Genomic DNA, 11315 nt, shown 5'->3' on the forward strand with positions numbered 1-11315 from the left:
CGGGCGCGGACGCAGGCGCGCCGGCGGGCGCGGCCGGACCGTAGGGGCTGACGGGATCCGCCGCCGCGGAGCCCGCCTCGCCCGCCTCCCCGTGGCCCGGGCCCTCGCCCCGCGGCTCGTCGGGGTGGGGTCCGTCGGTCCGGTCGGGGTCGCGGTCATCGCTCATGTGACGTTCCTAGCGGAGGGGACGATCCCCGCGGCAGGGCTGCGGGCGATCCGCCCCGAAATGGGGGCGGACCGCACGACGGGCGTCCCGCCGCCGCGCGAGCGGGACCCGCGCCGAGGTCCGTTAACCTCGGGGCGTGCCCCAGCCCGCGTGGACCCCCGACGGCCCCGACCTCGTGATCCACGCGGAGAACCTCCAGGCCGTGCGCGCGCTCCCCGACGGCGCCTTCCAGCTCATCTACCTGGATCCGCCGTTCAACACCGGACGCACGCAGGAGCGGCAGAACCTCACCGTGACGCGCACGCCGGATCCGGATCCGGCCGCCGACGCCGACCCGGCCGCCGACCCGGCCGCTGACGCCGACCCGAACACCGACCCGGCCGTTGACGCCGACCCCGACGCCGCACCCGACACCGCCCCGCCCGCCCTCGCCCCCGCGAGCACCGCCACCCCCGAGCCGGCCCGTCCGCCGGGCGCGCGCCTCGGGTTCCACGGCCGCAGCTACAACTCCGTGAAGGGGATGCTCTACGGCTTCGACGACTCCTTCGCCGACTACTGGGACTTCCTCGAGCCGCGCCTCATCGAGGCGTGGCGCCTCCTGGATCCCACCGGCACCCTCTACCTGCACCTCGACTACCGCGAGGTCCACTACGCCAAGGTCGTGCTCGACGCGCTCTTCGGCCGACGCTCGTTCCTCAACGAGATCGTGTGGGCCTACGACTACGGCGCGAAGTCGCGCCGCCGCTGGCCCGCCAAGCACGACACGATCCTCGTCTACGTGAAGGACCCGCTCCGCTACCGCTTCGACTCCGAGGGGGTCGACCGCGAGCCCTACATGGCGCCGGGACTCGTGACCCCGGAGAAGCGCGAGCGCGGCAAGCTGCCGACGGACGTCTGGTGGCACACGATCGTCTCCCCCACCGGCCGCGAGAAGACGGGCTACGCGACCCAGAAGCCCCTGGGCGTGCTGCGCCGCATCGTGCAGGCGTCGAGCCGGCCCGGCGACTGGGTGCTCGACTTCTTCGCCGGATCCGGCACCACGGGCGCCGCCGCCCGCGAGCTCGGCCGCCGCTTCGTACTGGTGGACGAGAACCCGCAGGCCGTCGAGGTGATGCGCGCGCGGCTCACGGGCGGCGGCACGGTCTTCGTCGGCCAGGACGAGGATCCGCCCGTCGGCTGATCGCCGATCGCTCGCCTACCCCTGCTGCGCGAGCGCGAACGGCAGCACGCGCGTGGCCCCGGCCTTCCGCAGCAGGCGGCCGGCGACCGTGAGCGTCCAGCGGGTGTCGACCAGGTCGTCCACGAGGAGCACCGGACGCGGATCCGCCGCGAGGTCGTCGGCGAGGTGCGCCGGCACGGCGAAGCGCGGGTGCACCCGGCCCAGCCGGTAGACGCTGTTGCCGCGCGCGGCGCCCGGTGCTCCCGGATCCACGAGCTCGAGCGACCCGAGGAACGGCAGCCGCCCCACCTCCGCGATGCGCTGGGCGAGGCTCGCGACGAGCTGCGGCCGTCCGGCGGAGGGCACGTGCACGACGGCCCGGGGGCGCTCCGCCCAGCCCCACTCCGCGAGCACGCGCACGCAGGCCGCGACGAGCGCGTCGTCCACGGGGGCGTCCTCCGCGCCGGAGGCGAAGACCGTGCGCAGGCGGCCGCCCCAGCCGAGGTCGGTGAGCCGGGCGAGGGCACGGCCCTCGTCGACCTGCTCTCCGGCCGCGATGGCGCCGCTGAGCGGCACGCCCACGCTGGACGCGCCCGTGGGCCAGCGCAGCCGCGGCTCGATCGGGAGCCCCACCCGGTCGAGCGCCTGCGAGGCGGTGGCCGACGCCTGCTGGTCCAGCGACGCCGGGTACCACGCGCCGGCGCACCGGTCGCAGCGCCCGCAGGGAGCCGCGGTGTCGTCGTCGAGCTGGCGCTGCAGGAACTCCATCCGGCAGCCGAGCGTGGTCTCGTAGTCGAGCATCGCCTGCTGCTCGCGCACGCGGGCGGCGGCGACCTGCTCGCACCTGGCGCGGTCGTAGACCCACGGGACGCCCGTCGCCGACCAGCCCGAGGTGTCCCGGCGCACGGCCCCGTCGACGTCGAGCACCTTCAGCAGGAGGTCGAGCCGGCTCCGCGACAGGCTGACCCGCGACTCGAGCGCGGGCACCGACAGCGGGCGGTCGCTCTCGCCGAGCGCCTGGATGACGGCGGCGGCCTGCTGCTCGTCCGGCATGGAGGCCGTGGCGAAGTACTGCCAGATGTCGGGGTCCTCGCGGCCGGGCAGGAGCAGCACGTCCGCGTCGGCGGATCCGCGCCCCGCGCGCCCGACCTGCTGGTAGTAGGAGACGGGCGACGACGGCGCGCCGAGGTGCACCACGAACCCGAGGTCGGGCTTGTCGAAGCCCATGCCGAGCGCGCTCGTGGCGACGAGCGCCTTGACCTCGTTGCGCTGCAGCTCGCCCTCGGCCTGCTCGCGGTCGGCCGGGTCGTCACGCCCCGTGTAGGCCTTGACCGCGTGACCGGCGTCGCGCAGCAGCCGCGCGGTGTCCTGCGCGGCCGAGACGGTGAGCGCGTAGATGATGCCGCTGCCGGGCAGCTCGTCGAGGTGGCTGAGGAGCCAGCCGAGCCGGTCGCGGCTGTTCTCCAGCCGCAGCACGCCGAGCCGGAGCGACCGCCGGGCGAGCGGCCCGCGGATGGTGACCACGGGCACGCGCTCGGTCTCGACGACGCCCGCGCCGGCGGATCCGACGCTCAGCTGCTCCTCGACGTCCGCCACCACGCGCGAGTTCGCGGTGGCGGTGGTGGCGAGCACGGGCACGCGCTCGTCGACCGAGGAGATGAGGTCGCGGAGGCGCCGGTAGTCGGGCCGGAAGTCGTGGCCCCAGTCGGAGATGCAGTGCGCCTCGTCGACCACGAGGAGGCCGAGCCGGGCGCGCAGCGCGGGCAGCTGCTCGTCGCGGAAGCGCGGGTTGTTGAGGCGCTCGGGCGACACGAGGAGGAGGTCGACCTCGTCCGCGTCGAGCGCGCGCAGCAGGTCGTCCCACTCGTGGGCGTTGCTCGAGTTCATGGCGACCGCGCGCACGCCGACGCGACGGCCCGCGGCGACCTGGTCGCGCATGAGCGCGAGGAGCGGCGAGACGAGGAGCGTCGGCCCGAGCCCCTGCTGGCGGAGGAGCAGGGTGGCGACGAAGTAGACGGCCGACTTGCCCCATCCGGTGCGCTGCACGACGAGGGCGCGGGAGCGGTCCTGCACGAGCGCCTCGAAGGCCTCGAACTGCCCGTCGTGGAAGTCGGCACCCGCGACGCCGACGAGCCGGGAGAGGTGCTCACGAGCGGCGGACCGCAGGTCGGAGGTCGGAGCGGACGAGGTCGCAGCGGAGGAGGGTGGCGTCGCGGTGTCGGGCATGCGGCCATGCTCCCATCCGCCCCCGACCGCGACCTCCCGAGGCGACCCCGTCGAGGGAGGGAGCGCCCGCCCGCGACCTGGGGAGGGGCTACCGCTCCGGGGTGGATCCCGGCTCGATGGCCCGCGGCGCCCGCGCGGGACCCGCGGCGCGCGCGGCCTGCACCGCCTGCTCGGCCTGGAGCTGCTTCATCCGGGCGAGCGCCGCGTAGTGCCGCTCCTCCTCCTCGAGGTCGGCGAGCTGCTGCTCGGTGCTCCGCACGCGCCGGTCCACCGCGGCGGCCGCGCGTTCGTAGGCCGCGCTCCGGTCCGGCGGGCCGACGGGCTCGCGCCGGGCGTCCCAGTCGTGGCCGACGCAGAACCACACGATGCTGCCGATGAGCGGCAGGAAGACGATGAGAAGGATCCAGACGAGCTTCGGCAGGTGCTTGACCCGGTCGTCCGGACGCGTGATGAGGTCGACGAGCGCGCACACGGCCACGAGGAGGGGGAGCAGCCCGAAGAGGATCACGGTCGAGGAGCCTAGGGGCGGTGCCGGGCCCGACGGAAGGCCCGTGCACGGACGCGGCGGAGGGTGCAGCGACCCGGCCCTTCGCTCAGTGGACACGCACCTGCCGTCTGTCAGGTGTTCAGGGGCGGTCCGCCATACAGTCCAGTCGAGGGCCGCACCCGGTGGCCTCAGTGAGGAGGAGATCATGGGTCTCGACGACAAGATCAAGAACGCTGCTCAGGACATCGCGGGCAAGGCCAAGGAAGCGCTCGGCGAGCACAAGGGCGACGAGCGCCTCAAGGCCGAGGGCCAGAAGGACCAGACCGCCGCGTCCGCCAAGAAGGCCGGCGAGGACGTCAAGGACGTCTTCAAGTAGATCCCCGCAGCATACGGAGAGGCGGCGACCCACGGGTCGCCGCCTCTCCTCATGTCCGGGCCGTCACGGCGCGGCGGGCGCCCCCGACTCCGCCATGATCCGCTGCACCAGCTCCGCGTCGAGCAGCGCGACCTCGTCGCCGTCGTCTTCCGCGTGCGCCCGCACCACGACCGAGGTGACGACGCCCGCCGGGTCGACGTCGACCACGAGGAAGCCGGATCCGCGCACGATGCGCTCCGTGCCGGGATCCGCCGCCACGTCCGTCTCGTTCGCGACGCCCGGCGCGACCAGCACCGGCACGCCCGCCAGCGACCCGACGATGTGGTGGTGGTAGTGCCCCGAGAGGATGACCCGCACGTCGCTGCCGCGCACGATCTCCGCCAGCCGCTCGGGATCCTGCAGCGCGAGCGACTCGTGCAGCACGGTGGGCGCCGGCACGGGCGGGTGGTGCAGCACGAGCACCGTGCCGCGCTCGGCCGGGGTCGCGAGCAGCTCGCGGAGCCCGTCGAGCTGCTGCTCGCGGAGCGCGCCGTAGCCCTTGCCGGGCACGGAAGTGTCGAGGGTCGCGATGCGCCAGCCGTCCACGATCGTCACGCCGTCGATGGGCGGGACGACCGCGGGATCCTGGCCGTCGTCCGTGCCCGGGCCGCCGTGGCCGTCGCCCAGCACGAGCCGGAAGCCGGAGCGCACGTCGTGGTTGCCGGGCGTCAGCACGAGCGCGGCGCCGCGCGACGACGTCCACGGGACGAGCTGCTCGCGCAGGAGCGCGTACGACTCGGGGGTGCCGTCCTCCGAGAGGTCGCCCGATCCGACGAGGAGCCGCACGTGCGGCACGCGATCGGCCTCGACGAGGACGCGGTCGAGGGCGGCGCCCGTGTCGACGACGCCCTGGTGCAGGCCGCCGTCGCGGAGCAGGTGGGTGTCGCTGAGGTGGACGAGGCGGAGGGATCCGGGAGCCAGTGCGTGCATGCGCCGACCCTACGGGGGCCGGCCGACACCGCGGGGGACGGCCGGCGGACATCGGGTGACGCCGCCCCGGGGCCCGGCGGCCGCGCATCCCCCGGCGGTAGCCTCGACCCACGACGAGAGGGGTACCCCGTGGCGAGGCGCGACGAGATGGACTGCTGGCTCACCGACATGGACGGCGTGCTGGTGCACGAGAACCAGGCCCTGCCCGGCGCGGCGGCCCTCATCCAGCAGTGGCAGGACCAGGGCAAGCCCTTCCTCGTGCTCACCAACAACAGCATCTTCACGCCGCGCGACCTCTCGGCCCGGCTCCGCGCGTCCGGCCTGCACGTGCCCGAGTCCGCCATCTGGACCAGCGCGCTCGCGACGGCCGCGTTCCTCGAGCAGCAGATGCCCGGCGGATCCGCGTTCGTCATCGGCGAGGCCGGCCTCACCACCGCGCTGCACGAGGCGGGCTTCATCATGACCGACACGAAGCCCGACTACGTGGTCATCGGCGAGACGCGCAACTACTCGTTCGAGGCGATCACGCGGGCGATCCGGCTCATCAACGGCGGCGCGCGCTACATCGCGACGAACCCCGACGCGACCGGCCCGAGCGCCGAGGGCGTGCTGCCCGCGACGGGCGCGGTGCTCGCGCTCATCTCGAAGGCCACGGGCAAGGAGCCCTACATCGTGGGCAAGCCGAACCCCATGATGTTCCGCTCGGCGCTCAACAAGATCGGCGCCCACTCCGAGAGCACGGGCATGATCGGCGACCGCATGGACACCGACATCATCGCCGGCATCGAGGCGGGCCTGCACACGGTGCTCGTGCTCACGGGCATCAGCGACCGCGCCGAGATCGAGCGCTACCCGTTCCGTCCCGACGAGGTGCTGTCGGGCGTCATGGAGCTGCTGGATCCGGAGCCGGTCGAGTCCGAGCTCTGATCAGCGGGCCGGGGCGAGACAAGCTGTCTCTCTGGCGGAGACGAGGTCCCAGCGCCCTTCTCGCCCCACCCTCAATCCTCGCTACCGCCCCCTGGGTTGCAACGAGCGGCAATGGTCTCCGCTAGTCCTACATCGGGCCGAGCACTGTCGAGGTTCCAACTCGACTTTCCCGGATCGTCGTACCGAACCACCTGCCAATGACAAGTGAATTGATCGTGGAGGTTGTTGTGATCCAGGCGCGATCGATCGGTCTTCTCCAACGCCTCGCCCCACGCTGCCTCGTTGGCTATTTTTGGTGCAAAAATAGTATCACGCCCCGCGCTCGTCGGATAGATCTGGGCTGTAGGGCCCCATTCATCACCCGCCGTCCACACAACACTGTCGATGAGGGAGACCCCCAACCAAGGGTCAGCCACAACAGGGTACTTGACCCCTTCACCTTCGTGTTGGACAACCTGGGTGAGTTGATCGCCCGATATTTTGAAGTGAGTTGGCACCGAAGCACCCGTCGCATCCTTTGCCCAAGGCGCTGCCACTCCTGCGATCCACAGGCCATGGGAATCGAGAATGCTCACGGACCCGCTCTCGCCATTGAAAGCGAGATGCGATTTAGCCGGAATATCCAAAGAGTACGTATACTCATCGGGTGCTTGAGAGTCAGAGATTATGGTCGCGAATTGCACAGCCCCGTCCTCTTGAGGCAGAACTGCCGAGGTCGAACCGTCTCCGTTGTCGAAGGCCGTAACCGCAGACGAGCCAGAAGCCACGAGGCGTGCGCTGCTTGCGGACGGCAAGGAAACGCCGATCGCAGCCTTCCCAGGCGCCCCGATTCTCACTTCCTTATTTGCATCTTGCGGGACACGCGCTGTCACGCCCCAAGCATTTAGAGCAAAGTTGGTTTCCCCAGGCGCCTCGTTTGAACGATCGGCTACCGTGGTCATGAATTCAGGCGATGCAGACCGGATGACATTCGCTACTGTCCCCCGATCAGACGCGGATGCGCCTGCGGGATTAATCATTACAAGCGCGACTAGGCCTAATGCTCCAACAGCCGCGAGCGGGCGTGATGCATATAAGTGATGCTCCACCTCCGAATAGATGCGAACCAATGTGCGGAAGTAGCTCAGTGCACACGAAATGGACTACCGCGTGTGCCGAGCGAAAGATTACGCTCGAGCAGAACCGACGTTCTGACCAACCCGGCGGTTTGCCCGAGATGCCACCGAAGCGACGATGACCGCAAAGGCGACAAATGACAAGACAATGAGCGCACCGGAGGCTGCAATCCCGGCTTCGAGCGCAACAGGCACAGGGGCGTTCTGATCCGTGAGGTTGAAGGCTTGACCCCAGAAGGCAAAACAGACCGCTGCGGAGGCGACGAAGACCACAACTGCGGCGCTGACCGACACAGCCCAGGACCATCGTCCAGTCAACCTGGAATAACCGATAGCGAGCCCCAAGCCTCCGGCCGCGCTGACCGCGACTCCTAGCACCAGGAATGGCGGAAACAAGAGCGACGCAAATACGCACGCCGGCCCCACAATCGCCGTAAGCAAGACCCATCGCGTGATCTCTTTGCGAGACATGACTTTCTTTCCACGTAACCGACAGGCGGACGGGGCAAGCATCTCCCCACTCACACTGGGCCGTCCGAGTCTGTGCACAATCGGACCCGCCGTCTCCAGGAGCCGCGTCTGCGCGTGACCGTCCGCCGAGTGGATCCGGAACTCCGCGCATCATGTAGCGCGCGGGCCGCTCCGGAGCCGTCGCACCTCGGGGCTGATCAGCGCGGCGAGCGTGGCCGCGACCACGAGGCCCGCGCAGGCGAGCAGCGCGGCACCCGTGCCCGTGGCCGCCGCGATCGGGCCGGCCACCAGGAGTCCGAGGAGCGCGAGCGACAGGGAGCCGAAGGAGTCGAACGCGCTCACGCGGGAGAGCACGTCCTCGGGCACGCGCTGCTGAAGGGTGGTCGACCAGAGCACGCCGAAGACGTCGATCGCCACCCCGGCCACGATCATGCCCGCGCAGCGCAGCCAGACGGGTGCCGCGCACGCGAGCAGCAGCATGGGCACCGCGAGCGCCAGCGTCGCGAGCACGGCCGTGCGGATGGGGCGGGCGACGCGGATCCGGGCCGCGAGCGTCGCGCCGCCGATGGTGCCCACCGCCTGCGAGGCGACGATGACCGACCAGGCAGCCGGGCCGCCGTAGCTCCGGATGGCGACGAGCGGGCCGAGCACGCCGACCGTCGCGTTGAGCGCGGCGACCACCACGGAGAACCGCGCCGTCGTGACCCAGAGCCACTGCCGGGCCGCGAACTCGCGAACGCCGCGCCGCAGGTCCGCGAGGACACGGGACGGCGGGCGGTCGGGATCCGGCACGCGGATGCCGGCGATGAGCAGGCCGCTGACGCCGAACGACGCCGCGTTCACGACGAGCGCCGCGGTCGCGCCGAGCTCCGCGACGACGACGCCCGAAAGGCCCAGGCCGAGGAGCAGCGCCGCGTTCTGGCCCACCCGGAAGGTCGCGTTCGCCCGCTGCAGCTGATCCGGGCGCACGAGCTGCGGCACCACGCCGCTCATCGCCGGCGTGAACATCGCGGTCGCGATCCCCGCGACCGCGGCGAGCACGGCCAGCGCCGGGATCGACGGGACCCCGAGGCCGGAGACGAGCGCCAGCCCCACCCAGGCGGCCGTCGCCGCGACCTCCGCGGCCACCATGAGCCGCGACCGCGAGACGCGGTCGGCGACGACCCCGCCCACGAGGATCAGCAGCAGCTGCGGCAGCGTCTGGCACGCGAGCACGAGCGACACCTCCGCCGGCCCGGCGCCCGGGATCCCGAGCACGGCGAACGCGAGGGCCACCCGGCCGAAGCCGTTGCCCGCGGCCGAGATCGTGCGCGCGGCCTGGAGCGCGCGGAAGCGCCGCCCGAGCGGATCGGAGCCGGCGCGGCTCACCCGCCCGCGCTCGCGGGATCCGCGGCGGGCGCGGTGGGTCGGGCGAGCAGGGCGCGGATGCCGTGGGAGCGCAGCATCGCGAGGCCCACGAGCGCCTCGCCCAGACCGCCCGCGATCACGACGACCCGCAGCGCCGTCTCCTGCCCGAGCGGGTGCAGCGCGACCGTAAGCGCGCCGCCCAGGAGCACCGCCGGCGGATAGAACCCCTGGCCGAGCAGCTTCTTCGCGCCGAGGATCGCGCCCTGCCGCTCGGGCGGTGTGCGTTCCTGCCACACCGCGGTGAGCGGCGCGCCCTGCACCTGGAGCACGACGTTGCGGACGACGGCAGCGGCGATCCACACCCCGAGCAGCGCCGTCGAGGCCAGCGCGACACGGCCCACGAGACCGAGCACGAGGGCCGCGCCCGCGATGGCGGCGAGCCGCGGGATGCGGTCGCCCCGGGCGGCGACGAGCGCGGCACCCGCGAGGAGCCCGGCGGATCCGGCGATGCTGAACGCCGCGAGGCTCGCCCCGGAGCCGATGCCGCCCGCCCCGAGCAGCAGCACGTACGCGGTCGTGGCGGACGCGGCGATCCCGTTGGCGAGGTTGAGCGCCCCGAAGCCGAGCTGGAGACGGCGGGGGCCGGGGTGCCGGAGGATCCACGCGATGCCGTCGCGGGCGCCGCGGAACGGGTTCCGGATGCGGCGGTCGGGCGGCGCATCCCAGCGCACCACGAGGAGCGCGGCCACGCAGCCGAGCGAGGTCGCGGCGTCGACGAGGAAGACGGCGGACGGGGCCACGGTCGCGGAGAGCGCGGCCCCGAGGACGGGCGCGAGCAGAGTCGGGCCGTCCTGCAGGAGCGAGGTGATGCCGTTGATCCGCGTGAGGTCGGCCTCCTGGCGCATCCGCCGCACGCTCGCCGTGAGAGTCAGCGCGAGGGTCGACGACGCGAGCGCCGACAGGAACGTGAGCGGGTAGACGATGGCGAGCAGCCGGCCGGGGCCCGCCGCCGAGACCGCCGCCATGCCCACGGACGCGGTCGCGAGCACCGCGTTGCTCGCGAGGGCCGCGCGGCGATGGCCGATGCGATCCGCCGCCCAGCCGGTGAGCGGCGCGCAGTAGATGGACGCGACCGTGGCGACGACGGTGAGCGCTGAGAGGGCCAGCGCGCTGCCGGTCTCGGCGAACACCTGCAGCGTGAGCGCGAACGACGCCGCGCTCGCTCCGAGGGAGGAGACCGCCTGCGCGCCCCAGAGGAGCAGGAAGGCGCGGTCGCCGGGTCGGACGCGTGAGGCCATCCGTTCCCCGTCCCCTGGATCCGCGGGCACGGGCGATGCGCGCGGGATGCCGAGGGTAGGGCGGGAGCGCGGCACGGCGTTCCCCGAGTCCCCAGGTTCGGGACGGACGGTCCGCGCGTGCGTCGCCGGTGGGGAGCGGCGCAGGGGCTGGCGGCTACGGGACGACGGGCGGCTGCGGGACGCCGATGCTGCCCGTGAAGGTGCCGCCGCCGGCGCGCGTCACGAAGCAGTAGGCGTCGCGGTCGCCCGCGGCCCACTCCTCCTGCGTGATCGGGTACGCCGACTGGTACTGGACGTCGGAGTAGGCGCGGGCCGCGGCGTAGTCGATCACGGTGTCCGCGATGCAGAGCTGGTCGGCGGAGTCGCGCACGGCCTCCTCTCCGGGGAAGGCGTCGCCGGTCTGCGGGAGCGCGACGCGGGCGACCATCTGCGCGTGGTGCTCGGAGCCGCAGTCGACGACCGTGAACTCCTCCTCCCACGGCGTGGAGTACGGGTCGATGCACTCGCCACCGAGCAGCGCGTCCCACGCCTGGGTGCCCGCCGCGGCCGGGCCCTGCACGGGATCCGTGGGGGTGGGCGACGGGGTCGGCGAGGCCTCGGGGGTCGTGGTGGCGACGGGGGCGGGGTCGGGCGCGGCGCCGGATCCGAGCCGCTGGCCCAGGTAGAAGAGGCCGACCAGGAGCAGCACCAGCAGGATCGCGCCGCCGACCCAGAGGCCGGTGCGCCGCGGGCCGCGGGGGGCGCGCGGCGGTGCGGCGGCGGGAGGGGCGGCGA

General features: G+C 72.8%; 11 protein-coding genes. 3 read left to right on the forward strand and 8 right to left on the reverse strand.

From position 1 onward, the window contains the following. The first annotated feature begins 302 nt into the window (after nucleotides 1-302). Nucleotides 303-1346: a DNA-methyltransferase gene (locus HDR73_RS15910; protein ID WP_041464279.1), complete on the forward strand. Its 1044-nt coding sequence runs from the start codon at nucleotides 303-305 to the stop codon at nucleotides 1344-1346. Nucleotides 1347-1361: 15 nt separating this feature from the next. Here the strand turns inward: HDR73_RS15910 and HDR73_RS15915 are convergent, their stop codons facing one another. Further along, a complete protein-coding gene (locus HDR73_RS15915; RefSeq protein ID WP_012297721.1) occupies nucleotides 1362-3551 on the reverse strand; it encodes a RecQ family ATP-dependent DNA helicase in 2190 nt (729 codons plus the stop codon). Between the two features lie 88 nt (nucleotides 3552-3639). Then, nucleotides 3640-4059, reverse strand: coding sequence for a PLD nuclease N-terminal domain-containing protein (locus HDR73_RS15920; protein ID WP_012297720.1), 420 nt, complete (start codon nucleotides 4057-4059; stop codon nucleotides 3640-3642). Between the two features lie 184 nt (nucleotides 4060-4243). Here HDR73_RS15920 and HDR73_RS15925 point away from each other — a divergent pair, with 184 nt between their 5' ends. Then, complete coding sequence (locus HDR73_RS15925; RefSeq protein WP_012297719.1) at nucleotides 4244-4414, forward strand: CsbD family protein; 171 nt, start codon at nucleotides 4244-4246, stop codon at nucleotides 4412-4414. 63 nt (nucleotides 4415-4477) lie between these two features. Here HDR73_RS15925 and HDR73_RS15930 read toward each other — a convergent pair whose 3' ends face one another. Beyond that, nucleotides 4478-5383 carry a metallophosphoesterase gene (locus HDR73_RS15930; protein WP_012297718.1) on the reverse strand — a complete coding sequence of 302 codons (906 nt, stop codon included), beginning with the start codon at nucleotides 5381-5383 and terminating at the stop codon, nucleotides 4478-4480. A 129-nt stretch (nucleotides 5384-5512) separates the two neighbouring features. Here HDR73_RS15930 and HDR73_RS15935 point away from each other — a divergent pair, with 129 nt between their 5' ends. Continuing rightward, a complete protein-coding gene (locus HDR73_RS15935; RefSeq protein ID WP_012297717.1) occupies nucleotides 5513-6310 on the forward strand; it encodes an HAD-IIA family hydrolase in 798 nt (265 codons plus the stop codon). 71 nt (nucleotides 6311-6381) lie between these two features. On the opposite strand, the gene HDR73_RS15940 is transcribed toward HDR73_RS15935, so the two are convergent. The 5 genes from HDR73_RS15940 to HDR73_RS15960 all read right to left on the reverse strand — a co-directional run. Further along, entirely contained in the window at nucleotides 6382-7251 is an 870-nt protein-coding gene (locus tag HDR73_RS15940) for a DUF2599 domain-containing protein (protein ID WP_165770248.1), read from the reverse strand. 225 nt (nucleotides 7252-7476) lie between these two features. After that, nucleotides 7477-7719, reverse strand: a complete 243-nt coding sequence (locus tag HDR73_RS15945) for a hypothetical protein (RefSeq protein ID WP_287136485.1) — start codon at nucleotides 7717-7719, stop codon at nucleotides 7477-7479. A 327-nt stretch (nucleotides 7720-8046) separates the two neighbouring features. After that, the gene (locus HDR73_RS15950; RefSeq protein ID WP_012297714.1) at nucleotides 8047-9264 is read right to left on the reverse strand and encodes an MFS transporter; all 1218 of its coding nucleotides are present in this window, start codon (nucleotides 9262-9264) and stop codon (nucleotides 8047-8049) included. After that, nucleotides 9261-10541 (reverse strand): MFS transporter, encoded by a 1281-nt coding sequence (locus HDR73_RS15955; protein WP_041464278.1) that lies wholly within the window; start codon nucleotides 10539-10541, stop codon nucleotides 9261-9263. Before HDR73_RS15955 ends, HDR73_RS15950 begins: the two co-directional genes overlap by 4 nt. A 154-nt stretch (nucleotides 10542-10695) precedes the next feature. Next, on the reverse strand, nucleotides 10696-11315 hold a 620-nt coding region (locus tag HDR73_RS15960), incomplete at its 5' end, for a septum formation family protein (RefSeq protein ID WP_287136486.1).

The organism is Clavibacter sp. (genome assembly GCF_014802555.1).
In the GTDB taxonomy this organism is placed as follows: domain Bacteria; phylum Actinomycetota; class Actinomycetes; order Actinomycetales; family Microbacteriaceae; genus Clavibacter; species Clavibacter sepedonicus.